Source organism: Bifidobacterium pseudocatenulatum DSM 20438 = JCM 1200 = LMG 10505, from assembly GCF_001025215.1.
Classification (GTDB): domain Bacteria; phylum Actinomycetota; class Actinomycetes; order Actinomycetales; family Bifidobacteriaceae; genus Bifidobacterium; species Bifidobacterium pseudocatenulatum.
In genome coordinates, this window is record NZ_AP012330.1 from 1201196 (window position 1) to 1225019 (window position 23824).

The 23824-nt window shown below is 56.0% G+C and carries 21 protein-coding genes and 1 tRNA gene; 1 reads left to right on the forward strand and 21 read right to left on the reverse strand.

Features of this window, described 5'->3' with window-relative positions:
- Positions 1-26 precede the first annotated feature (26 nt).
- From lgt to glyA, 21 genes are all read right to left on the reverse strand, one after another.
- Complete coding sequence (lgt, locus tag BBPC_RS05045; protein WP_022244818.1) at positions 27-1040, reverse strand: prolipoprotein diacylglyceryl transferase; 1014 nt, start codon at positions 1038-1040, stop codon at positions 27-29.
- 64 nt (positions 1041-1104) lie between these two features.
- Positions 1105-1986: a tryptophan synthase subunit alpha gene (gene trpA / locus BBPC_RS05050; protein ID WP_004222231.1), complete on the reverse strand. Its 882-nt coding sequence runs from the start codon at positions 1984-1986 to the stop codon at positions 1105-1107.
- 17 nt (positions 1987-2003) lie between these two features.
- The gene (locus tag BBPC_RS05055; RefSeq protein WP_004222232.1) at positions 2004-4097 is read right to left on the reverse strand and encodes a bifunctional indole-3-glycerol phosphate synthase/tryptophan synthase subunit beta; all 2094 of its coding nucleotides are present in this window, start codon (positions 4095-4097) and stop codon (positions 2004-2006) included.
- A 45-nt stretch (positions 4098-4142) separates the two neighbouring features.
- Entirely contained in the window at positions 4143-5699 is a 1557-nt protein-coding gene (trpE, locus tag BBPC_RS05060) for an anthranilate synthase component I (RefSeq protein ID WP_004222233.1), read from the reverse strand.
- Entirely contained in the window at positions 5696-6103 is a 408-nt protein-coding gene (hisI, locus tag BBPC_RS05065) for a phosphoribosyl-AMP cyclohydrolase (RefSeq protein WP_004222236.1), read from the reverse strand. The genes trpE and hisI overlap by 4 nt, the downstream gene beginning before the upstream one ends.
- 68 nt (positions 6104-6171) lie before the next feature.
- Positions 6172-6942, reverse strand: coding sequence for an imidazole glycerol phosphate synthase subunit HisF (gene hisF / locus BBPC_RS05070; RefSeq protein ID WP_004222237.1), 771 nt, complete (start codon positions 6940-6942; stop codon positions 6172-6174).
- A gap of 119 nt (positions 6943-7061) precedes the next feature.
- Positions 7062-8243 carry a 23S rRNA (adenine(2503)-C(2))-methyltransferase RlmN gene (rlmN, locus tag BBPC_RS05075; protein WP_004222239.1) on the reverse strand — a complete coding sequence of 394 codons (1182 nt, stop codon included), beginning with the start codon at positions 8241-8243 and terminating at the stop codon, positions 7062-7064.
- Positions 8244-8260: 17 nt separating this feature from the next.
- The gene (locus BBPC_RS05080) at positions 8261-9247 is read right to left on the reverse strand and encodes a phosphatidate cytidylyltransferase (protein ID WP_022244819.1); all 987 of its coding nucleotides are present in this window, start codon (positions 9245-9247) and stop codon (positions 8261-8263) included.
- A 51-nt stretch (positions 9248-9298) separates the two neighbouring features.
- The gene (frr, locus tag BBPC_RS05085; RefSeq protein ID WP_004222243.1) at positions 9299-9853 is read right to left on the reverse strand and encodes a ribosome recycling factor; all 555 of its coding nucleotides are present in this window, start codon (positions 9851-9853) and stop codon (positions 9299-9301) included.
- 50 nt (positions 9854-9903) lie between these two features.
- Positions 9904-10653, reverse strand: a complete 750-nt coding sequence (gene pyrH, locus BBPC_RS05090; protein ID WP_004222244.1) for a UMP kinase — start codon at positions 10651-10653, stop codon at positions 9904-9906.
- 185 nt (positions 10654-10838) lie between these two features.
- Positions 10839-11690, reverse strand: coding sequence for a translation elongation factor Ts (gene tsf, locus BBPC_RS05095; protein ID WP_004222246.1), 852 nt, complete (start codon positions 11688-11690; stop codon positions 10839-10841).
- A gap of 75 nt (positions 11691-11765) precedes the next feature.
- A complete protein-coding gene (rpsB, locus tag BBPC_RS05100; protein WP_004222247.1) occupies positions 11766-12590 on the reverse strand; it encodes a 30S ribosomal protein S2 in 825 nt (274 codons plus the stop codon).
- Positions 12591-12851: 261 nt separating this feature from the next.
- Positions 12852-13337 carry a peptide deformylase gene (gene def / locus BBPC_RS05105; RefSeq protein ID WP_033524031.1) on the reverse strand — a complete coding sequence of 162 codons (486 nt, stop codon included), beginning with the start codon at positions 13335-13337 and terminating at the stop codon, positions 12852-12854.
- Positions 13338-13339: 2 nt separating this feature from the next.
- The gene (locus BBPC_RS05110) at positions 13340-15385 is read right to left on the reverse strand and encodes an AMP-dependent synthetase/ligase (protein WP_004222251.1); all 2046 of its coding nucleotides are present in this window, start codon (positions 15383-15385) and stop codon (positions 13340-13342) included.
- A 103-nt stretch (positions 15386-15488) separates the two neighbouring features.
- Complete coding sequence (locus BBPC_RS05115; RefSeq protein WP_004222253.1) at positions 15489-16142, reverse strand: hypothetical protein; 654 nt, start codon at positions 16140-16142, stop codon at positions 15489-15491.
- A 423-nt stretch (positions 16143-16565) separates the two neighbouring features.
- A tRNA-Gln gene (locus BBPC_RS05120) sits at positions 16566-16636 on the reverse strand.
- Positions 16637-16848: 212 nt separating this feature from the next.
- Positions 16849-17871: a ribose-phosphate diphosphokinase gene (locus BBPC_RS05125; RefSeq protein ID WP_033524032.1), complete on the reverse strand. Its 1023-nt coding sequence runs from the start codon at positions 17869-17871 to the stop codon at positions 16849-16851.
- 90 nt (positions 17872-17961) lie between these two features.
- Positions 17962-18690, reverse strand: a complete 729-nt coding sequence (gene nadD / locus BBPC_RS05130; protein WP_047749747.1) for a nicotinate-nucleotide adenylyltransferase — start codon at positions 18688-18690, stop codon at positions 17962-17964.
- A gap of 14 nt (positions 18691-18704) precedes the next feature.
- Complete coding sequence (locus BBPC_RS05135) at positions 18705-19244, reverse strand: hypothetical protein (protein WP_033524105.1); 540 nt, start codon at positions 19242-19244, stop codon at positions 18705-18707.
- A 38-nt stretch (positions 19245-19282) separates the two neighbouring features.
- Positions 19283-20596, reverse strand: coding sequence for a glutamate-5-semialdehyde dehydrogenase (locus BBPC_RS05140; RefSeq protein ID WP_004222264.1), 1314 nt, complete (start codon positions 20594-20596; stop codon positions 19283-19285).
- A gap of 153 nt (positions 20597-20749) precedes the next feature.
- Positions 20750-22057: a serine hydroxymethyltransferase gene (glyA, locus tag BBPC_RS05145; RefSeq protein ID WP_004222266.1), complete on the reverse strand. Its 1308-nt coding sequence runs from the start codon at positions 22055-22057 to the stop codon at positions 20750-20752.
- Between the two features lie 261 nt (positions 22058-22318).
- On the opposite strand from glyA, the gene thrC reads away from it, so the two are divergent.
- Complete coding sequence (thrC, locus tag BBPC_RS05150) at positions 22319-23806, forward strand: threonine synthase (RefSeq protein WP_004222270.1); 1488 nt, start codon at positions 22319-22321, stop codon at positions 23804-23806.
- Positions 23807-23824 lie beyond the last annotated feature (18 nt).

Below are 23824 nucleotides of genomic sequence, written 5' to 3' on the forward strand. Positions count from 1 at the left end.
TTCTATGAAAGGTAATCGACTTGCTGTTATTTGATGCCGGGCTGCTTGTCGGTATTCGAGACAGTTTCGGCATCGTTGGTTTTGATTTCATCAACCGTTTGCTCGGGGAAAGACACCACGGAATCCGAAGAATCCTCCGATTCACCGTTTTCAAGACGCTGCTCGATTTCGGTGACGGTACGAAGCTTCTCCGCCAACAGGTCAGTGTCTTTGCCCATTTGCTGCACGACGATGAATGACACCGCGCCGAGCACGAACACCGCCATGGAGACCCACACATTGATGCGCACGCCCAAGAATTCGTGCGCATAATCGATACGCAGGGATTCAATCCAAGTGCGTCCCAGGGTGTACCACATGATGTACACGGCAAACAGGGAACCTGCCTTGAGTTTCTTCATGGCTTTGGAACCGATGTATACGATAATCGCGGCGCCGATGAGGTTCCAGATCATCTCGTACAAGAACGTCGGATGGAACAGCGTGCCACTCGGGCATGTGGCTCCGTCATAGCACTGTTCGCTATGCCCGATGGCAGTGCCTTCCATGTTGAGTTTCAAACCCCATGGAAGCGTTGTCGGAGCGCCATACAGTTCCTGGTTGAACCAGTTGCCCAAGCGCCCAACAGCCTGCGCTACCAACAGGCCCGGAGCGATGGCGTCAGCCAGCAAGGCCATTGGATAGTGCTTATGACGGCACCATGCCCATGCGGCCAGCGCTCCGAACAGCACGCCGCCCCAGATGCCAAGTCCGCCATTCCAAATGCGGAACATTTCCGCCCAGTCGCCATCCGGTCCGAAGAAACGTTCAGGCGTGGTGATGATGTGATAAAGTCGTGCGCCGATAATGCCCGCAGGCACGCTGACCAGAGTGATATCAAGCACTTGGTCGAAATTGCCACCCAACTTTTTCCAACGTGTGGTGGTTATCCATACTGCAAGGACGATTCCCATCAAAATGCACAACGCATAGATATGAATCGTTACTGGACCGATGGAAAACTGCGAAATCGTTGGCGATGGAATGTATGCAAGTGTCATGGTTTCCTGATGGTAGTCCACGCATCCGATATGGTGCGTGGACCACCGAAATCGTCAGAATGGTTTACTTTGCGACACGCGCGTTATGGACGCCGTCCGCAAGCTCTTCGGCTTTGGCGGCCAACGCCTTGAGACCCGTGGCCTCATCGACTGCGTTTTTCCCGGATTCGTCAAGCATGGTGTGCACCAATGCGGATCCGACGATGACGCCATCAGCGTATGAGCCGACTCGCGCGCCTTGTTCGGCGGTGGAAACGCCGATGCCAACGCAGACGTTCTTCGCGCCGGCATTGCGCGTGCGTGCCACCAACTCTTCCGGAGAAGCATCGATGGTGGAACGTTCGCCAGTGACGCCCATACGGGCTGCCGCATAGACGAAGCCGCGAGCGTTGCCTGCCACGACCTTCAAACGGCTGTCGGTGGAGTCCGGGGACACGAGGAAGATTCGGTCAAGTCCATGACGGTCCGAAGCTTCGATCCATTCACCTGCCTCGTCTGGAATGAGATCCGGAGTAATCAGGCCGGCGCCACCGGCATTTTCAAAATTGCGTGCGAAACGTTCCACGCCGTAATGGTAGATGAGGTTCCAATAGCTCATCACCAGAGGGACTCCCCCGGCGTTGGCCACGGTTTCGACGGCTTTGAACACGTTCGCGATTTTCTCGCCGTTGTCAATGGCGATCTGCGAAGCCGCTTGGATGACGGGACCATCCATAACCGGATCGGAATACGGCAGACCAATCTCGACGGCATCGACGCCATGCTCAACCATGGTGCGGAATGCTTTCAACGAATAGTCAGAATCAGGGAATCCATATGGAAGATAACCGATGAATGCAGGCTTGTTCGCCGCTTTGAATTCATCGAACATGGCTTCCGTCGGACTCGGCTTATGGCTGATGCCGAGAGGCTGCCCGGACGGCGTGGTTACTGTTGCGTTCGTCATAATGGATACTCCTTCTTTCACTCGCCGTCCGCGTTATTGCCCTGGGCTCCATTGGCTTCGAGCGCTTTGGCTTGCTCGTCGGTCAGATAACCGAACCATTTGCCGGCAGTGTTCATATCCTTGTCCCCACGACCGGAAATGTTGATGATCATGACCGGATGCTCATATCCCTTGGCCTTGAGATCCTCAGCCGCCTTGTATGCGCCTGCAACGGCATGGGAACTTTCGATCGCCGGAATAATGCCTTCGGTCTCGCAGAGATCCTTGAAAGCGCTCATGGCTTCCTCATCGGTCGCCCAAGAATAATTGACACGTCCGATTTCCTTGAGCCATGCGTGCTCCGGGCCCACAGAGGCGTAGTCCAAACCAGCGGAGATGGAATACGTATCGAGGGTCTGGCCTTCGGAATTCTCAAGAAGATAGCTCTTGGCACCTTGGAACATACCCAGTTCACCGGTTCCCGGTGCGAAGCGAATGGCATGGCGTCCGGATTCCGGACCATTGCCGCCTGCCTCATAGCCGTACAGGTTCACGCGTTCGTCATCAAGGAACGCATTCATGATGCCGATGGCATTGGAACCGCCACCGACGCATGCACAAACCGCATCCGGGTGATCGATACCATACCAATCCTGAAGCTGCTGCTTAGCTTCCTCGCCGATGATCTTCTGGAAATCGCGCACCATAGCCGGGAATGGATGCGGACCGGCAACAGTGCCCAGCAGGTAGTGAGTGTCTTTTACATTGGTAACCCAGTCACGAAGAGCCTCGTTGATGGCGTCCTTAAGGATGTGATCGCCCAAGGTGACTTCCACGACTTCCGCACCAAGCATGCGCATACGTGCAACGTTCAGGGCCTGACGACGCGCATCGATTTGGCCCATGTAGATACGGCACTTCAGTCCAAGCATGGCGCACACCGTAGCGGTGGCGACACCGTGCTGACCTGCACCGGTTTCAGCAATGACCCGAGTCTTGCCCATGCGCTTGACCAGCAGGGCCTGACCGAGTGCATTGTTGATCTTGTGCGCGCCAGTGTGGTTTAAATCCTCACGCTTGAGGAACACGCGGGCGTCAAGACCAGTCTTTTCCCTCAGACGCTCGGCAAAGCGCGGCGCATCGGTCAACGGTGACGGACGACCGACATACTGCTGGTTCAATCGAGCCAGTTCCTTATGAAATTCCGGATCAGCCTTGGCTTCCTCGTAGACACGTTCAAGCTCGTCAAGCGCTGTAATCAGCGCTTCCGGCACATAGCGTCCACCGAACTGACCGAAATACGGTCCTTCATGACTTGCCAACGGGGTTTGTTCGGATGCTTTCACTCTTGCTCCTGCCTTTACTAGTCGCTCCACAGCCTGTTCATGGTTGGATGCGGTTGCGACACCTTCGCCAACCAGCACCGCGTCGGCTCCGGCGCGGGCATAATCCTCAAGTTCCACCGATCCGAACACTCCAGATTCCGCTACGCGGATCACATCGTCCGGCAAATCGGCGGCAAGCTCGTTGTATTTGTTCACATCGACCTTGAGATCCTTGAGATTTCGTGCATTGATGCCGATGACTCGCGCTCCGGCATTGATCGCGCGCTGAATCTCCTCGCGAGTGTGCGTTTCGACCAGCACCGTCATATTGAGGCTATGCGCCAGTTCAAGCAAAGACTTGAGCTTGTCGTCATCCAACGCGGCAACAATCAGCAGCACCAAATCGGCGCCATGCGCCCGTGCCTCCCAAATCTGGTATTCCGTGACAATGAAATCCTTGCGCAACACTGGAATTTTCACGGCTGCACGGACCTTATCGAAATCATCAAGCGATCCAAGGAATCGACGACCTTCGGTCAGCACGGAAATCGCGCTGGCACCTCCTTTTTCGTATTCCCTGGCCAATGCGGCAGGATCAGGAATGTCGCTAAGGTGCCCTTTCGATGGCGAAGCCCTTTTAATCTCCGCGATCACCGGAATGCCATCCGCTTTTTTCAGCCACTGTCGCGCATCAATAGGGGCCGGCGCTTCGAATGTCTGACGCTTCACCTCATCAAGGGAAATGTTCTGTTCACGTGCTCGTTGGTCTTCGACAGCTCCCGCCACCAGTTCATCGAGTACAGACATGGTGTTCCTTTCAGCATTTTACTCGATTGGTTAGCTTGATTTGACTCACAACTGGCGAAGCTGCGAGGCGATCTGCACCGCTTCGACGCTGGCCTCGGCCTTGTTGCGAGTCTCCTGCCACTCACTGGCCGGCACGGAATCAAGTACGATTCCGGCTCCGGCCTGCACGCTCGCTTCATGGTCGCGGATGAATGCCGTTCGAATGGCGATTGCCATATCGAGGTTGCCTGAAAAATCGAAATAGCCGACAGTGCCGCCATAAATGCCACGATCTGCGGGCTCAAGCTCGTCGATGATTTCAATGGCACGTGGTTTTGGCGCACCGGAAAGCGTTCCGGCTGGGAATGCCGACGTGAACACATCGAACGACGTCATGTCGGGGTTAACTCGCCCGGTAACGGTCGAACAGATGTGCGTAATGTGGCTGAATCGTTTGATATCCATCAAGGATACGACTTCCACGCTTTCCGGAAGACATACACGGCTCAGATCATTGCGGGAAAGATCAACGAGCATGATGTGTTCGCTACGTTCTTTTGGATCGGCAAGCAGATCCTTGGCAAGTTGCTCGTCTTCCTCAATAGTGGTGCCACGAGGCCTCGAACCGGCAATCGGGAAGGTCATGGCATGGCCATTGTCCACTTTGATCAGCGTTTCCGGGCTGGATCCAATAACGTTGAAGTCACGCCCCTGCGCATCGGTCAACGACATGAAATACATGTATGGGCTGGGGTTGAGCGTACGAAGCACGCGGTACACGTCGAATGGATCGGCTGGCGAATCAATGTCAAGACGCTGGGAAATGACCACCTGGAACACGTCACCATCGATGATGTGCTGCTTGGCGATTTCAACGGAACGCTCATAATCGCTCTTCTCCGTACGGAAACGAAGCTCGGGCTGGCTAATGGTCTCATCCAACACATTGATGCGAGCTTCACCTTCGACAGGCGTGGCGGCCTTACGCTGCATATCATCCAATCGCGCCACCGCCTCGTCGTATGCCGCATCGGCACGGGTGGATCGATCGTCTACGTTCACCGCATTGGCGATCATCCATACCGATCCGGACACATGGTCGACCACAGCAATATCCGTGGCCAATGCCAGAACTGTTTCCGGCTGCCCGGTCTCGTTCGGCGCCTCGGCACGCAAGGTCGGTTCCCAATGGCGAATCGCATCCCAACCGACGGTACCGACCAGACCACTGGTCAGGTTCGGCAGTCCTTCGACATGCGGCGCTTTCAGTGTTTTCAGCGCAGCATGCGCGACTTCCATCACATCGCCTTCGGTAGGCACGCCTGCGGGAACCTGACCCAACCAATCGGCCTTGCCGTTGTTGGAACGCAACTGAGCCATGGAATTCACACCGATGAAGCTGTATCTGTTCCACGTGCCGCCAAATTCCGCGGATTCAAGAATGAATGTGCCGGAACGTCCTGCAGCAAGGCGTTCATAGAATCCGACAGGAGTCAACGAATCAGCCAGAAGTCGGCGCACAATCGGAATCACACGATATCCCTGATCAGCCAATTCGTGGAATTGTTCGCGACTCGGCCAGGTGGCGCCCCACTTGAGTGCTTGTACGCTGCATTCACTCATCGCTGGCCCTCCTGTTCCTTGGTACGGTATCCTACGACCACGGGCAGTTGCCCGCCTTCTTCGAAGCAGGATCGTTTGCCGGTATGGCAGGCCGCTCCCACTTGATCGACTTCAACCAGAATGGCATCCCCATCGCAATCCAGTGCGAAGGACTTCACATACTGGGCATGTCCGGAAGTGTCTCCCTTGCGCCAGTACTCCTGCCTGGACCTCGACCAGAACGTGACGCGACCAGTCATCAGGGTGCGTCGTATGGCTTCGTCGTTCATGTAGCCGACCATCAGCACTTCTTTGGTGTCGAATTGCTGGATGACGGCTGCCACCAGTCCTTTATCGTCCCTCTTGAGACGTTCTGCGATTCGTGGGTCAAGAATAGTGCTGTTGTCGTATGCTTCGTTGGTCATGATGGTGTTATTGATTTGTTTCTTCGATTATTGATTACGTTATTCGCCTGTTTTGCGGTTTTCGGCTTTCATCGCACGGTATAGCCGGCGGCCTTGATGGCATCCTTGACTTCGCCGATGGTGACTTTGCCGTAATGGAAGATCGACGCGGCCAACACGGCATCCGCTCCGGCTTCGATCGCCGGGGGGAAATCGGCAGCCTTGCCCGCACCTCCGGAAGCGATGATCGGAATCTTCACTTCCTTACGCACGGCTTTAATCATTTCCAAGTCAAAACCCTGTTGGGTACCATCCGCGTCCATGGAATTCAGCAGGATCTCCCCCGCGCCCAACTCCTGAGCACGCTTGACCCACCAGATAGCGTCAATGCCGGTGGATTTGCGGCCTCCCATGGTGGTTACTTCAAAGCCCGACTGAGTGTGTCGCTCGCCCTGCTCACGGCGTGCATCGACGGATAATACGAGCACTTGGTTGCCGAATCGTTCTGCGACACGGCCAATCAGCGTCGGATCATTGATGGCCGCAGTGTTGACTCCTACCTTGTCAGCTCCGCAACGCAGCAGAGAATCCACATCTTCAGGGGCACGTACGCCTCCACCCACGGTCAATGGGATGAAAATCTGTTCGGCAGTTCGACTCACCACATCGACCATGGTCTGCCGATGCGAGCTCGAAGCGGTCACATCGAGGAAAGTCAGTTCGTCGGCACCCTGACGGTAGTATTCCGCGGCAAGTTCAACCGGATCGCCGGCATCGCGAAGATTCTCGAAATGCACGCCCTTGACTACTCGTCCCGCATCAACATCAAGACATGGAATGACTCGGACTGCCAGTGACATGCTATTTTACTCCTTCGCGCATAATCATGTGTGCAACGAATGCAAGAGTAACCGTTTTACGTTACGCATGTTCGTCGGAAGTCCGAGTAGCGGACAGAACAAGCATCTTTCCTTGAAATCTAATCTTGTTCCTTAGCTGCGAGCTGCCCGCATGCACCATCGATATCCTGCCCGCGCGTGTCTCGCAACGTCGCAGTAATGCCTGCTTTATGAAGGATATCAAGGAACTGCTGTTCATCCTCAGGCTTCGAAGCGGTCCATTTCGATCCTTCGATGGGATTGAGCGGAATCGGATTGACATGAGCCCAATTGTCACCATAATGGTTCAATCGCTTAGCAAGTAATTTGGCATGCTCGGCTTGATCATTGATACCGCGCATCAGAGCATATTCGATGCTTACGCGACGTTTCGAAGCCAAGTAATAGTCATGTGCCGCATCAAGCACCTGCGTAGTATTGAAACGCTTGTTCATTGGAACGAGCTCGTCTCGCAACTCATCGCTCGGAGCGTGCAAGGACACGGCCAAACGCACCGGAATGCCTTCTGCCGTGAGTTTCTTGATACCTGGTACCACACCGACCGTGGAGACGGTGATGTTGCGTGCCGAAATGCCGAAACCTTCAGGTGGCATGGCGCTGATTTGGCGTACAGCGCTCAATACGGACTTGTAATTGCCCATAGGTTCGCCCATGCCCATGAACACGATGTTGCTCAGGCGCCCGAGACCACCAGCGACTTCGCCGTCGTGCATGGCTTTCGCGGCCACACGAACCTGTTCCAGAATCTCGCCTGCCGACATGTTTCTCGTCAGACCCAATTGACCTGTGGCACAGAACGGGCAGCCCATTCCACAGCCTACCTGGCTGGAAATGCATAAGGTGGTGCGGGTGGGATACCGCATGAGCACGGACTCAATAAGAGAACCGTCGAACAGACGCCATAGCGTTTTGATAGTAGTGCCCTCATCGGCCACTTGACGGGTCACTTCGGTAATGAGCGTTGGGAAAAACGCCTCTGCGGCTTCGGCTCGTTTCGCTGCAGGAAAGTCAGAGAACTCTTCGGCAGCGACGTCGAAATGCCCATAGTAATGATTGGCAAGCTGCTTGACTCTGAATTTCGGAAGTCCAAGATCCTTGGCTTTCGCGATACGTTCGTCTTCAGTCATATCAGCAAAATGCAGCGGCGGCTTGCCTCGACGCGCATGATCTTTGGAAAGCACGTCGCGGAAGGCACCGGTAGTGCCTCCTGGAGTAATACCGGTTTCCGGCAAATCCTTCGTGGAATTCACGGAGTCGCTCATGCTTGTGTTTGCCTTTCTCACATTCCAGTTGCCCACAGCAGCACGCACACGAACGGCGCGCACAGCAGAATGGAATCCACACGATCCATCACGCCACCGTGTCCCTTAAGCAGGTGTCCCATGTCCTTGATGCCGATATCTCGCTTCAACATGGATGCGCACAAATCGCCAAACGTTCCGGCGATGCCGATCATGAAACCGGCCACGACAGGAACCCACCAGCGGGAAATCCACACATCCGACCCGTACGTGCAGAACATCACGGCAAAAGATCCGATCATGGAGAACAGAATGGAACCTGCAAGACCCTCCCACGATTTCTTCGGCGAAATGCGGGGGCTTAGCTTGTGCTTGCCCAGCCATGCCCCGGCGAACAAACCACCGGTATCGCTCAACGCGGGCATGAATACCATCATAATAGCATGCGCGACGGGATGATCATTGAATGTCAACGGCATGATGAGGCAGGAAGCCAGAAGCGGAATGTACAGCACGGTGAACATGGAGACCGCGACATGGCTCAGCCTGCTATGGCTTACCTCTCCCTGCTCATGGTTGAAGGAGGATTCAAGTCTTGCGCCTGCATCGGTGTGGGAAAGCTTATCCGCCACGGCCAGAGAGATGCGGCTGCCGAACGTCACTTTAGCGCTGGCGGCGATCGCTACGACCACCAAAGACACCAGCACGCATACCGTCATGGCGACGATATGACGTTCGCTGTAATAGGTGGACAGCAACGTCGCCGCCGAACATACCCACAACACCGCCACGGGAATATGAAGTCCCGCAGTGGCGAAATCGACGCGCAGCTCCCAAAGGGCAAGCACCATGAACAGCACAACCAGATAGACGAACAAGTCAATGCTGATCAGCAGACACGCCAAGATGAGGATGACGAGCACCGCCCCTGTGGCGATGGCCTGCGGCATATTACGCCCCGTCTTCTTGTTGATGGCGTTGATGGCCTCTTCGGTTTCTTTTTCGAGCTGTTCCTGATGTTCCATCATGTTCCCTGTCTGGCTGTGCGTCGATTCTTTTCAGGAGATGAAGGTCTCTCAGACCTCCATGATCTCCTTCTGCTTGGCTTCGAGCAGGGTATCAAGTTCATCAGTGGTCTGCTTGGTGATCTTGTCGAGCTCCTTGAGCAGACGATCGCCCTCGTCCTCACCCATCTCGCCGTCCTTGATGGCCTTGTCAAGGGATTCCTTGGCCTTGCGTCGGATGTTGCGCACTGCGACCTTGCCATCTTCCGCCTTGCCCTTGGCGAGTTTGACATATTCCTTGCGACGTTCCTCGGTCAGCTCCGGCATGGTCAGGCGAATGACGTTGCCGTCGCGACGCGGGCTGGCGCCCAGATCGGAATCACGCAACGCCTTCTCGACGGCATTGGCCTGGGACGCGTCAAACGGAGTGACGGACAGGGTACGCGGTTCCGGCACGCCGATGGTGGCGACGGCCTTCAGCGGGGTCGGAGCTCCATAATAATCAACGGTGATACCGTTGAGCAGCGCCGGATTCGCGCGGCCGGTACGAATGCCGGAGAAGTTCTCCTTGGTGGATTCCACGGACTTGGCCATCTGTGCCTTGGCCTGTTCGACAATAGTTGCCATTTGTACTCCTTGTTGTTGGTTGTTTGATCGATATTCGACGTTGAATGTCGTTATTCAGCGAGTGTGGACTCCGCGGTGGAAACCATAGTTCCGATTTCCTCACCGAGAAGGGCGCGGGTCACATTGCCATTGCCTTCGAGCCCGAAAACACGGATGCGCTGCTTGTTGTCGCGGGCCATGGAAAGCGCGGATGCATCCATAACGGCGAGATTGTCGACGAGGGCACGATTATAGCTCAATGTGGCGAAACGCTTGGCGTTCTCGTCCTTACGAGGATCGGCGGTATAAACGCCGTCCACGCCGTTCTTGCCCATCAGCACCTCATCGCAATGGATTTCCAAAGAACGCTGAATGGACACAGTGTCAGTGGAGAAATACGGCATACCGGCACCAGCGCCGAAAATCACGACACGGCCCTTCTCCAGATGACGAATGGCCTTGAGCGGAATGTACGGCTCGGCGACCTGACCCATGGTGATGGCGGTCTGCACGCGCGTGGCCTGTCCCTCCTGCTCCAAGAAGTCCTGCAGAGCGAGGCAATTCATCACCGTGCCCAGCATGCCCATATAATCGCCGCGGGAGCGGTCGATTCCAGCCTGTTGAAGTTCCGCGCCGCGGAAGAAGTTGCCGCCTCCGACGACGATGGCGACCTGAACGCCCTGCTGCACCGCGGGAACGATTTCCTCAGCGATACGGCGGATGACGGACGTGTCAATGCCGACTTTGCCGCCGCCAAACGCCTCTCCGGATAGTTTGAGCAGCACTCTGCGTGGATTATCACCAGTGTTTTCGCCAGTCATGAAAAGCCTTTCTTGCCCGAGAACTCACGAAATTTACCGCTCTCAAGAGTATCGGCAAACACAGACACCACACCGCAACGACACAGCGTCGAGAAGAAAACAAAGTTGGCCATCACCCTGTGGATGATGGCCAACCTCATGGAATCTCTAGCGTCTAACGCACGGATTCACCATTGAAGCCGAATTCACTCAGCCTCGCCCTTGCCGACCTCGACACGAGCGAAAGCCACGGCTGCGCCGCCGACTTCCTTGAACAGGTCGCCAACGGTCTTGGACGGATCCTTGACATAGGACTGCTCGAGCAGGACGTTCTCCTTGTAGAAGGCATTGAGACGGCCTTCCACGATCTTCGGAACGATCTTCTCCGGCTTGCCTTCGGCCAAGGACTTCTCGGTGGCCACGCGGCGCTCGGACTCGACCACATCGGCCGGAACGTCCTCGCGGGTCAGCCACTGGGCACCCATTGCGGAAATCTGCAGAGCGGCTTCGTGAGCCACAGCAGCGCCGGCCTCATCGGTGGCGATCATGGCCACGATGCTCGGCGGCATCTCAGCGGACTTCTTGTGGGCGTAGATCTCAACGTGTGGACCCTCGACCTTGGCGAACTGGCCGACCTTGACGTGCTCACCGAACAGAGCGGCCGCCTCTTCGACGGCTTCCTTCACGGTGGCTTCGCCGGAAGCGGCTGCCAGCACTTCGTCCACAGAAGCGGCCTCGGCTTTGACGGCGTCTTCGAGCACGCTGTCAGCGAACTCCACGAACTTCGGAGTCTTGGCCACGAAGTCGGTCTCGGAATTCAGTTCGACGGCGTAACCGGTCTGGCCATTGGCGGATTCCACGACCTGGGAGGCGATGGTGCCTTCCTGAGCCTTGCGACCTTCGCGCTTGCCAGCGGCCTGGATGCCCTTGGCGCGGATGATTTCCTTGGCGCGAGCCACGTCACCCTCAGCCTCGGTCAGAGCCTTCTTAACGTCCATCATGCCGGCGCCAGTTTCCTCGCGCACCTGCTTGATCAGAGCTGCAGTGATTGCTGCCATTGATTTGTCTCCTCTGAAAAATAGTGATGCCCCATATGATGGGAGGCACAACACCTCCCATCATAGTGGATATTTTCACTCAGCCTTGGCTTCAGCTTCGGCTTCGGCTTCAGCCGGTGCATCGGCGGCCGGAGCGCCCTCAGTGAGGAGCTCCTTCTCCCAAGCGGCCATCGGCTGCTCGGTCTCGCCCTCAGCCTTAGCGGCCTTGCCGGAACGCTCCAGCAGGCCTTCGGCCACTGCGTCAGCCATGAGGCTGGTCAGCAGTTCGATGCCGCGGATGGCGTCATCGTTGGCTGCGATCGGGTACTCGACGGACTCCGGATCAGCGTTGGTGTCGACGATGGCAACGACCGGAATGCCCAGCTTGTGAGCTTCCTCAACGGCCAAAGCTTCCTTGTTAACGTCAACCACGAACATGGCGGACGGAGTACGGTTCATGTTGCGGATACCGCCCAGCTGCTTAGCCAGCTTGTCCTTCTCGCGCTCGAGAAGCAGCAGTTCCTTCTTGGTCAGACCGGAACCACGCACGTCGGTGAAGTCCATCTCTTCGAGTTCCTTGAGACGGGAGACGCGCTTGGACACGGTCTGGAAGTTGGTCAGCATACCGCCGAGCCAACGCTCGGAAACGTACGGCATGTTCACGCGGACAGCCTGATTGGAAACGGCTTCCTGAGCCTGCTTCTTGGTGCCGACGAACAGCACGGTGCCGTTGTGAGCGACGGTAGCCTTGATGAAGTCGTAGGCCTTGTCGATCATGTCGAGCGACTTGAACAGGTTGATGATGTGGATGCCGTTGCGCTGGGTGAGGATGAACTGCTTCATCTTCGGATTCCAACGACGGGTCTGGTGGCCGAAGTGCAGGCCTGCCTTCAGCATGTCGCTCATATTGATCTGAGCCATGGTATTACTACCTCTTTCTGTCGGTTCTTGCCTGGTCATGCGTTCCTGCGTGCAGCCAAAGCCTTGCGGCGTCGGCCGACCGACACAGGTCGTCGCGAACATGACGCGAATTGGTTGTATGCCGGTTGACAATATTGGGTGGCTCAGGACTTTCACGACAAAGCCCTTCGCCGGATGGCACACAAGGCATAAAATACCATGGGGTCACGTCTTTTCGCAAAGACGTGACCCCAAGTCGTCATATCGGTGAGATGCGAACAATCACTTGTGGTGATTGCGCATGTAGCGCATCGCCTCTCGGCGTTCCTCTTTCTCCAAACGATCAAGATAGACATGACCGTTCAAGTGATCGGTTTCATGCTGCAACATGCGGCCCATAATGCCACGACCTTCCAGCACGACCGTCTTGCCTTCCAAATCGATGCCACGCACACGAGCGTAATCGGCGCGACGGGTCTTGTACCACAATCCCGGCACAGACAGGCATCCCTCATCTCCGTATTGTTCACCGCAGGTCTCTTCGAGGACAGGGTTGAGCACATACCCGATCTTGCCGTTGATGTTATAGGAAAATGCCCTCAGATTCACGCCAATCTGATTAGCTGACAAGCCAGCCCTTCCTGGATCGTCAACGGTATCAAGCAGATCCTGTACCAGATGACGCACGGCCGGCGTAATTTCCTTGATAGGATCACAGGGGGTACGTAGCACCGGATCAGGTACGACTCGAATCTCACGAATTGCCAAGATTATCGCTCCTCGTTCATGGTTGTTTCCTCAGTTTCCGATGAGTCTTCCGGCGTTTGGAACTCGCCGGCGTCTTCGGTCTGCTTCTTAATTTTCTCCTGCATGGTATCAAATGCCTGCCGAACCTTCGGACTTACGGATTCGGAAGCCTGACGCATGGATTCGGAAGCCTGCTTGACCGTTTCGGTGGTTCGGTCAAGAATCTGCACCGTCTTTGGCAGCGGTTTGTTGGATGGCTTCGGCGCATACAGCACATTGTCGATGACATTTTCGTACCGCTTAAGCACCTTCGGCCTGACAACTTTCAGGCTCGCCGTCAGAGTGCCCTTCTCCTGGCTGAACTCCTCGTCGAGGATTTCGAACTTGCGAACGGATTCAGCACGAGAGACATTCGCATTCGCCTTTTCGACATACTGCTGAATGAATGCGCGCACGGCATCGTTCTTCGCGATCTGCTCCATGGGCATGTTGCTATCAAGTCCCTGCTGTGCAAGCCAGGAACGAACCATCTCCTGATCAAGCTCAATCAAAGCTCCGATGAACGGCTTGCCATCACCGACCACCACACCATGCGACACGATCGGGCAAGTGTTGATGACATCTTCCATAGGTGCCGGACTGACGTTCTTACCGCCGGCCGTAATGATGATATCCTTCTTGCGACCCGTAATGTACACGAATCCGTCGTCGTCGATGGTTCCCAAATCGCCGGTCTTCAGCCAGCCATCAGCCATCCTGACATCGGCTGTCAGCTCCGGCTTCTTGTAGTAGCCAAGGAACACGTTGGGGCCCATCACCTGCAGTTCGCCGTCGTCATCGGTGCGCACGCCCATGCCCGGCCCGGGCTTGCCTACGGAACCGACGCGGTTGGCGTCCTGCCAGTTGACAATCATGGGAGCGGCGGTTTCCGTCATGCCATAGCCCTGAATGAAGGTAATGCCATCCATACCGTTGAAGAAATGGGCGAGATCGACGTTCAAAGGAGCGCCGCCACAAGCCAGATATCTCATGTTCGGACCCAAAGCAGAACGAATGGATTTGCCTACGACAGACATAAAGAACGAATGTTCGGCACGAGCCACAATGGAATGGCGTCCGGTTTCCTGCTCGTCCTTCGACCATTGCACAAAATGATCGAAAGCCTTGGCGAACACTCTTCCACGAATACCCGCTCCGGCCTTTTGCGAAGCCGCGTTATACACTTTCTCGAACACACGGGGAACTCCCAGCAGATAGGTCGGCTTGAAGCTACGCAGATCGGCAAGCAGATGCTTGGCTCCGGGCAGATAGCCGACCACCCCCTGCCCGCCAATCGCAACATACTGAATATAGCGAGCGAAGCAGTGCGCCAACGGCAGGAACAACATCAGACGATTCGGCTGATATAGCATTTCATCGAGAATGATGTAGCCGTTCAGCACGATATGCGTGAAATTCCGGTGAGACAGCATCGCTCCCTTGGGCTTGCCAGTGGAACCAGACGTGTACACAATGGTGAGCATGTCATCGGCCTTGACCCTGGAAATCACCTGATCGAGCGTGTCCTCGCCGACACCTTCTCCAAAATCAGCAACGGCATCAAGACCATCCGCCTTGAAGTTGAAGACGTAGCGCAGGCTGCTGTGCTCATCGCGAATCTGTTCAAGCGTTTGTGTATGCGCGAAATCACCGGCAAAGGCGATGATCGGATCCACCTCTTCGATGATGGACGCGGCCTGCCTGGCGGAATCGGTTTCATACACGGGCACGCTTACCGCGCCGATTGCGGCGCAGGCAAAATCGATGACTCCCCATTCGTAGCAGGTAGGCGAATAGATGACTACCATGCTTCCGGCCTTGACCCCTAGGCCAAGAAGACCTTTCGCAACCGCGCGCACACGCTCAAGCATCTCCCCCGCCGTAACGTCATGCCATCGACGAGTCTCGTCGTCCTGCCATTGGGCGATGAGATCATCAGGATCACGTTTAGCGCGTCTGGAGAGCAGTGCGAAAACGGTATCCTCATCCGTAGTGCTATACGCAGGTTCCGGTACAAATTCTCTCAACATGAGTCCCTATAGTAGTTGCAGTATGCTCAAGGCACGCTGAAAACCCTTGAAAACGGCTGAATTCAGCCAATTCCAAGGGTTTTGAATGGTTACTTGTTATACGTCACACGCCGAAATCAGCGACTTCGCACTTCCAAGCAGATCCCTTGAGGACGCACTTCAAATTGCTGCACAGCCTTCGTCCTCCAATGCCCATCAGCACGGTGCTTTCGAAGCATGTCGGAGAGACCAACCAGCTGTCAACGTAATATACGGTGATCGGAAGCAGACCCAACTGCGCGTATATCCTCACATCCTTCTTCATCTGTGCTGCGATCTGAGCGGAGGCATTTCTCAGCTTTCTCATGCAGGCCTCGCTCAATACCCTTTCCACGCGTGCTTCTTTCTGCCTGCCACGGAAGATATCGACAACATTGCAGATCAACTGCGCCGCGAACATGTTCATGGAGTAGGCAAATTCAGCATCGCACGGCCCAGGCATTATCTGGATGTAATGGAATGGTATTTTCCTGCCGAAAAGATCTGAATTAAGAAACCCATCATACGAGGGAAGCGTTTTATCGTAATCGAAAACCGGCTTTCTGCCAAGCTCAAGAGATATCCTTTCCCACTCTGTCAGGTTTTCTCCCTCGCGTTTCTTCCCACTTTTATCAGCGCGCTTCGCATTGGCCGCTGATCCCTGGTCAGAAGGTGGAACCTCCGAGAAGGGCTCGTTAGCCTCCGGCGGCGGAACATCATTTTCACATGAATCATCCATGATGAATCCCTTTCTTATTCGCCCGACTCATCGTTGAGAGGGGGTGTAAGAACCATTAAGGCACAAAAGCCATCCCCCGTCAAGTTGACATTTGATTCTTGTGGATAAGTGGATAACTTCAGATATTTCAAACACTTTAGAACACCCTAAAGATAAATTTTATACCCCTAAAACATTACAAAAAAGGTGGCATATCGTTGAAAAAGCAAAGAGAATCCTTCTTTGGCGAAAAACCCTAAGTTCGTCTCAAAAACGCTTAGTAAAAATGAACGGCATTAGCCTTCACTGAAAGATAATGATCATGTTTGTTCGTATATGCTCACATAAAGTTATGTTACCGGGCATACACTCCTCTAAGTGCGCTCAAGAAAAATAAAAAAAATTGGCTCTGCGGCATTCGCCGCAGAGCCGTCTGAGAATGGGCTCCCCCACCTGGACTCGAACCAAGACAAAGGGTTCCAAAGACCCGTGTGCTGCCATTACACCATGGGGGAATGGCGGAAAACCTTGCGGTTACCGCCAAGTGTCTATTATGCCACATGTCGCCAACACCGCGTGTCTCGACGTGTCGCACTAATAAAAAACGTTGTTTAAGGTGCACAAAAAGTGTTATGCGCACCTTAAACAACGGTACTCGCTTCACTGATATGGGAGTTACCCCACAAACATGCGGAACGTACGCTAAGCATGCCCGCACAACGCGTCATCAGGCGAACAAGAAGCCCTGTCCGTGATGCTCCGGATATGTGTCGAACAACTCAGCCACAGAGCCGTCTTCGAACACAGCACGGATGGCGCTGGCCAGCAGCGGCGCGATCGACAGCACGGTCAAACCGTCCCAACGCTTCTCTTCAGGAATCGGCACGGTGTCGGTAAGCACGACTTCGCGGGCTCCGCTGTTCTTCAAACGTTCGACGGCGGGACCAGACAGCACGCCATGTGTGGCGACGACAGTCACCGACTTGGCACCGGCATCCTTAAGCACGCTGCATGCACCGGCAATGGTTCCGGCGGTATCGATGAGATCGTCGACGAGCACGCAGTCCTTACCTTCGACATCGCCCACGACTCGGTTGGCGACCGCTTGGTTCGGACGGGTGATGTCACGCGTCTTGTGGACGAATGCGAGCGGACCACCGCCAAGACGCTGCGCCCACTGCTCCGCAACACGAATGCGGCCCGCATCCGGAGAGACGACGGCAACATTGTCAAGCTGGTTGGAGAAACGGTCGCGAATGTAGTCGACCAGCACCGGCATAGCGATAAGGTGGTCGACAGGACCGTCGAAGAAGCCTTGGGACTGCGCCGCATGCAGGTCGACACTCATGATGCGGTCGGCACCTGCGGTCTTCAGCAGGTCGAACATGAGACGGCAGGAAATGGGCTCGCGGCCGCGATGCTTCTTGTCTTGGCGCGAGTAGCCAAGCAGTGGGCAGACCGCGGTGATGGAACGCGCGGATGCACGCTTGAGCGCATCAATCATGATGAGCTGTTCCATAATCGATTGGTTGATCGGGGCTGCGTGGCTTTGCAGTACGAACACGTCCGCGCCACGCACGGATTCGGTGTAGCGCACGTACATTTCGCCGTTGGCGAAGTCGTATGCTGTGGTTTCCAGAACATCAATGCCAAGTTGTTCGGCGACTTCCGCCGCCAGTTTCGGATGTGTTCTGCCTGTGACAAGGATAAGGTTTTTATCCGGCTTTCCTTCAAGGATTGCGCTCACCATGTCTCCAAACGTCTGTTTTCGCGTCAAGTGGACGTGACCCATATTAACCATCTGCGCAGACCGTCTCACCCGCGCGTGTTCACCTGAAATTTACCGGTACAGTCCGTGCTTGCCAATATATTGCACCACGCCGTCCGGTACGAGGTACCAAACAGGCTCCCCATGCTCCGCACGTCGCCGCACATCGGTCGAGGAAATCGCCAGTGCCGGTATTTCCAACGTATCGACCTTGCCTTCCGGCAGTTTCACCCCTTCCGGCGATGAGTACCCGGGGCGGGTCACGGCCACGAAGTGGGCCAGATCCCACATTTTGTCGGCGTCTTTCCATTGCATGATTTCCGCGACCGCGTCAGCTCCGGTGATGAAGAAGAGTTCCGCGTCGGGATGTTGCGCACGGATGTCTCGCAACGTGTCGATGGTATAGGTGACTCCCGGACGGTCGATGTCCACGCGTGATACGGTGAATTTCGGATTGGACGCGGTGGCGATGACCGTCATGAGATACCGGTCTTCCGCGTTGGTGACGTTCTTGTCGAGTTTGAATACGGGGCGTCCCGTCGGCACGAAGATCACTTCGTCGAGGTCGTACACCCACGACACTTCTGAGGCCGCCACCAAGTGGCCGTTGTGGATGGGGTCGAACGTGCCGCCCATGATGCCGATGCGAGGCCTGCTATGCCAGTTGCCGCGTGCTGAACGTCGGCCTGTGGCCACCGCGGAACCTGCTGATTCCACGGAAAGGTCGGACATGCGCCGTTCCGGTTCCACCACATAGCTGATGGCAAGTTCGGAATCGGCTTCGGCGGATTCGGGCCGCATGCGTTTCGGGCCGGTCATGAGGCATCCTCGTTTTTTTGTTCCTGATCGGCGTCCGCGGTCTCACGGCCGATGCTGTCTGCCGTTGGCGATGCGTTGTCCGGGTCGATTTTGCCCATATCCTCATCCCACTCGTCCTGCACGACGCGCCTGATCTCCGCGAAAGTCGGCAGAGGGAAGTCCGGCTGATAGGCGCGACGCACTTCCGCCACACGTTCGGTGACGCGAATCAGCGTATCGGTCATGCCGTCAATATCCTGTTCGCGCTCCATGGCGCTGAATTTGGCGATGTACTGTTCCATGAGCCGCATCTGCTCATCGACGCTTTTAAGCTTCTCTTCGTCGAGTTCCACCACGTCTTCGGCATCGACTTCCGGCCAACCGATCAGCACCGCGTCGGCGTATTCGAGTGAAGCACGCTGTGCCGCCGATGCGATGCCGTCCTCGATCTGCACGAGAAACACGTATCGTACGATGCTTAATCGTTCGGATGCGAGCTTCAATCCCAGATAGGGGTCATTGAGATCCGCATTCCATGGGTTCTTAGCGTCAGTCATTGTTTCCTCCATCTGGCCGTCATTATTGTTGTGTTCGTTCATGCCCGTACCTGGCCTGTTCCGTAGCCGATCCACTTGGTCGTGGTCATTTCGCGTAGTCCCATGGGCCCGCGTGCATGCATTTTTTGCGTGGAGATACCAAGTTCCGCGCCGAAGCCGAACACTCCCCCATCTGTGAAACGCGTGGACGCGTTGACCATCACCACCGCCGAGTCGATGCGTGAGGTGAATTCCTCAATGGCCGAATAGTCTTCGGCGATAATGGATTCGGTATGCCCTGTGGAGTGGCGGTTAATGTGGCTGATGGCCTCGTCGAGTGAGTCGACCACTTTGACGCCGATCTTCAACGCGAGATACTCGGTATCCCAGTCTTCCTCAGTGGCATGTATCAGTTTCACCCCGTCAATACCGGTTTTGTCGATGATCTCGTAGGCCTGTTCGTCGGCATGCACTTCGACGTCGGCTGCGGCAAGCGCTGTGGCGATTTGCGGAAGGAACGCTTCGGCGATGTCACTGTGCACGAGGAGTTTTTCAGTGGCGTTGCAGACGCCGACGCGTTGCGTTTTGGCGTTGAGAATGATGGGGATGGCTTTGTTTTGGTCGCCGGTTCGGTCGACGTAGATGTGTACGTTGCCCGCTCCGGTTTCGATGACGGGTACTTTGGAGTTTTGCACGACGGCTTGGATGAGGCCCGCTCCCCCTCGTGGAATAAGCAGGTCGATGTGGCCTTGGGCCTGCATCATGGCGTTGGCGCCTTGACGCCCGTATTCGTCGACGGAAGCGATGAGTGCGGCATCATATCCGTGTTCGTGCAATACGTCGGCGATGATGTTGAGGGTGGCTGCGTTGGTGCGTTCGGCCGCGTGTCCTCCTCTGAGGAGTGCCGCGTTGCCTGATTTGATGCAGAGTGACGCGACGTCGACGGTGACGTTGGGTCGTGCTTCGTAGATCATGCCGAGCACGCCGATGGGCACGCGGGTTTGTTCGAGTCGCAGACCGTTGTCGAGGTGGTATCCGCGCACGATTTCACCGATCGGATCCTGTAGGGTGGCTACGTGGCGCACACCTTGTGCGGCTGCGTTGACGCGGGGTACGTCAAATTTGAGCCGGTCGAGTTTGCCTGCGTCCATGCCATGTTCGGCGGATTTCTGCATGTCGATGGCGTTGGCTTCCGCGATTTCATTGGCGCGCGCGTCGAGTGCGTCAGCGATGGCGTTGAGAAGTTCGTTTTTACGCTGCGTGTTGGTTTGGGCAAGTTGCGCTTGCGCGATTCGGGCGGCGTCGGCTTTGGCGCACACCTCGTTGAGCACATCGGGCTCCATGGCGTTGGATTGGGTCTGTGGGTTCGTCATAATTTCCTAGATTAGCGCGAAATCGCGCCTTGTTCCGTAGCTTCGACCATTATTTCGTCGTAGCATCGGAAACAGGGCGCGATTTCGCACGTCACGTGTCCTCAGAGATTTATATCCGAAACCGTTCTCGATCAACCGTTATTCGACATGGAATCAGTGGATCTGATCGAGACCCGGATACAGCGGGAAGTCTTCGGCGAGCTTGTCGACGCGAGCCCTGAGGGCTTCCACGTCGGCATCCTTGCCTGCTGCGAGTGCGGTTCCGATGATGTCGGCGACCTCTTCGTATTCCTTGTTGCCGAAGCCGCGGGTGGCGAGGGCGCTGGTGCCGATGCGCAGACCGGAAGCCACGCTTGCCGGACGCGGATCGAACGGAACGGTGTTGCGGTTGATGGTGATGCCGCACTGGGCGAGGAGGTCTTCGCCCTGCTGGCCGTCCATTTCGCTGTTGCGCAGATCAACCATGACGAGGTGGACGTCGGTGCCGCCGGTGAGGACGCTGATGCCGTTGTTCTTGACATCGTCGGACATGAGGCGTTCGGCGAGGATCTTGGCACCGTCGAGGGTGCGCTGCATGCGGTCCTTGAACTCCGGAGAGGCTGCGACCTTGAACGCGACGGCCTTGCCTGCGATGACGTGCATGAGCGGACCGCCCTGCTGACCCGGGAAGACCGCGGAGTTGAGCTTCTTGGCATAGTCCTGCTTGGCGAGAATGAAACCGGAACGCGGACCGCCAAGAGTCTTGTGAGCCGTGGAGGATACGACATCGGCGTACGGGACCGGGCTCGGGTGCAGTCCGGCCGCGACAAGGCCCGCGAAGTGTGCCATATCAACCCAGAACTTGGCTCCGACTTCGTCGGCGATTTCCTTCATGGCCTTGAAGTCTTCGATACGCGGGTAGGCGCTCCAGCCGCCGATGATCATGGCCGGGTGGGTTTCAAGCGCGCGCTGGCGGATGATTTCAGGATCGATGCGGAAGGTTTCAGGATTGACTCCGTAGGCTTCGGCATGGTAGAAACGTCCGGAGAAGTTGATTTTCATGCCGTGGGTGAGATGTCCGCCATGATCGAGGGCAAGACCGAGCACGGTGTCGCCCGGCTTGACGAGCGCCTGGTAGACGGCTGCATTGGCCTGTGCGCCGGAGTGAGGCTGCACGTTGACGTATTCGGCGCCAAACAGGCTCTTGGCACGCTCACGGGCAATGGTTTCGATCTTGTCAACCTGCTCGCAGCCACCATAGTAGCGGCGTCCCGGATAGCCTTCGGCATACTTGTTGGTCAGCACGGAACCCTGAGCCTGAAGCACGGCACGCGGCACGAAGTTTTCGGAGGCGATCATCTCCAAGCCGTTCTGCTGTCGAGACAACTCAGCGTTGAGTACCTCGGCGATTTCGGGGTCTGCTTCGGCGATAGGCGCGTTGAACATGTCGTTCGGAGTTTGCGCGAGAGGCGATGCGGTCATTGAGCTCTCCTTGGCTTGGAGGATAAATACGTTGCCCGTACGAACGTGCAGGCTTAACGATGAAGTGTACGTGCACAAATCGCATGAGGGAATAGGGCGTTTCGAAACATGGAAGCAATCACGAAACAAGCAGGAAACAATCACCACCCATAAACACGCATCGTCCCATTCCACGGACGCCAAACACGCTTCTTCCCGCCCATAACGCTACACTCAATATTGTTTGACGTTCATTGTCCGTTCTATTGCTAAGGAAATCCAGTGACCACGTTCCACAGCACTCGCAGCACCACCGATTCACTCACCTCCAAGCAAGCCATACGCAAAGGCATCGCCGACGACGGCGGCCTGTTCGTAACCGACTCACTGGGCGAAACCCACGTAGACGTCGCATCTCTCGCAGGCAAGCCCTACCAGCAGATCGCATTCGACGTGCTGAGCGTGCTGCTGCCCGACTTCTCCGAAACCGAACTCAAGGCATGCATCGATGAAGCGTACGGCGCGCAATGGTCCGACGAAAAGATCACCCCGGTCAAGCCGCTCGGCGATGACTACGTGATGGAACTGTTTAACGGCCCGACCTCCGCATTCAAAGATGTCGCATTGCAGATCCTGCCGCGTTTCATGGCACGCACCACCCCGGCCGGCGGCGACGGCAACGAGAAAATCATGATCGTGACAGCCACCTCCGGAGACACCGGCAAGGCGGCGCTCGCTGGTTTCGCGGATGCCGAGGGCACAGGCATCACCGTGTTCTATCCGGAAGGCAAGGTTAGCCAGGTACAGGAACTGCAGATGAGCACGCAGGCTGGTTCGAATGTGAATGTCTGCGCGGTGAAGGGCAATTTCGATGACGCTCAGTCCGCTGTCAAACGCATTTTCGGTGATCGTGAGCTTGCCAATCGTTTGGCTTCCGATTCGCATGTGGTACTGTCTTCCGCAAATTCGATCAATGTGGGACGTTTGGTGCCGCAGGTCGTCTATTATTTCTCCGCTTACGCGCAGCTGCTCGAACAGCAGGTCATCAATGTCGGTGATGAGGTCGAGTTTGTGGTGCCGACCGGTAATTTCGGCGATATTCTCGCCGGATATTATGCGAAGCTGTTAGGCTTGCCGGTCAAGCATCTGGTTGTTGCGTCCGATAAGAACAATGTGCTGTTCGATTTCCTGACTTCCGGCACGTATAACCGTCAGCGTCCGTTCTATCAGACGATTTCCCCGTCGATGGACATTCTTATCTCCTCGAATCTGGAACGCATGCTGTATTACATGTCCGACAAGGACACTCGTCTGATCGCCATGCTGATGAACGATTTGAACCAGTGGGGCGCCTATGAGGTTCCCGAACCGATGCTGGCCAAGATTCGTTCCCTGTTCGGCACCGGCTGGGCCGATGAGGATCAGGTGCGTGAGATGATCGCGGATTGCTGGAACAAGAACCATTATGTGATCGACCCGCATACCGCGTGCGGTTATTACGTGATGCAGCAGATGCCTCGCGATCCGCTGACGCCGCGCGTGCTGCTGAGCACCGCCAGCCCGTACAAGTTCCCGCGCGTGGTCAACGAGTCCTTGGGTTTGGATGCTTCCGGCACGGATTTCGAATGCATGGACGTGCTTGCCGAGGCGACCGGCACTACCGCTCCGGCCGCGTTGCGCGGTTTGGAGACCGCCGACGTGCGTTTCGACCATGTCGTTGACATCGACGGTATGGAAGGTTTTGTCGAGCAGGCCGCCAAAGCTCTGTAAAAACTCTGTAAGCGAAGC

Excerpts from the sequence above, each read along its gene's own strand:
- lgt (WP_022244818.1), bottom strand. The coding sequence starts at position 1,040 with ATGACACTTGCATACATTCCATCGCCAACGATTTCGCAGTTTTCCATC.
- trpA (WP_004222231.1), bottom strand. The coding sequence starts at position 1,986 with ATGACGAACGCAACAGTAACCACGCCGTCCGGGCAGCCTCTCGGCATC.
- BBPC_RS05055 (WP_004222232.1), bottom strand. The coding sequence starts at position 4,097 with ATGTCTGTACTCGATGAACTGGTGGCGGGAGCTGTCGAAGACCAACGA.
- trpE (WP_004222233.1), bottom strand. The coding sequence starts at position 5,699 with ATGAGTGAATGCAGCGTACAAGCACTCAAGTGGGGCGCCACCTGGCCG.
- hisI (WP_004222236.1), bottom strand. The coding sequence starts at position 6,103 with ATGACCAACGAAGCATACGACAACAGCACTATTCTTGACCCACGAATC.
- hisF (WP_004222237.1), bottom strand. The coding sequence starts at position 6,942 with ATGTCACTGGCAGTCCGAGTCATTCCATGTCTTGATGTTGATGCGGGA.
- rlmN (WP_004222239.1), bottom strand. The coding sequence starts at position 8,243 with ATGAGCGACTCCGTGAATTCCACGAAGGATTTGCCGGAAACCGGTATT.
- BBPC_RS05080 (WP_022244819.1), bottom strand. The coding sequence starts at position 9,247 with ATGGAACATCAGGAACAGCTCGAAAAAGAAACCGAAGAGGCCATCAAC.
- frr (WP_004222243.1), bottom strand. The coding sequence starts at position 9,853 with ATGGCAACTATTGTCGAACAGGCCAAGGCACAGATGGCCAAGTCCGTG.
- pyrH (WP_004222244.1), bottom strand. The coding sequence starts at position 10,653 with ATGACTGGCGAAAACACTGGTGATAATCCACGCAGAGTGCTGCTCAAA.
- tsf (WP_004222246.1), bottom strand. The coding sequence starts at position 11,690 with ATGGCAGCAATCACTGCAGCTCTGATCAAGCAGGTGCGCGAGGAAACT.
- rpsB (WP_004222247.1), bottom strand. The coding sequence starts at position 12,590 with ATGGCTCAGATCAATATGAGCGACATGCTGAAGGCAGGCCTGCACTTC.
- BBPC_RS05110 (WP_004222251.1), bottom strand. The coding sequence starts at position 15,385 with ATGTTGAGAGAATTTGTACCGGAACCTGCGTATAGCACTACGGATGAG.
- BBPC_RS05115 (WP_004222253.1), bottom strand. The coding sequence starts at position 16,142 with ATGGATGATTCATGTGAAAATGATGTTCCGCCGCCGGAGGCTAACGAG.
- BBPC_RS05125 (WP_033524032.1), bottom strand. The coding sequence starts at position 17,871 with ATGGTGAGCGCAATCCTTGAAGGAAAGCCGGATAAAAACCTTATCCTT.
- nadD (WP_047749747.1), bottom strand. The coding sequence starts at position 18,690 with ATGCGGCCCGAATCCGCCGAAGCCGATTCCGAACTTGCCATCAGCTAT.
- BBPC_RS05135 (WP_033524105.1), bottom strand. The coding sequence starts at position 19,244 with ATGACTGACGCTAAGAACCCATGGAATGCGGATCTCAATGACCCCTAT.
- BBPC_RS05140 (WP_004222264.1), bottom strand. The coding sequence starts at position 20,596 with ATGACGAACCCACAGACCCAATCCAACGCCATGGAGCCCGATGTGCTC.
- glyA (WP_004222266.1), bottom strand. The coding sequence starts at position 22,057 with ATGACCGCATCGCCTCTCGCGCAAACTCCGAACGACATGTTCAACGCG.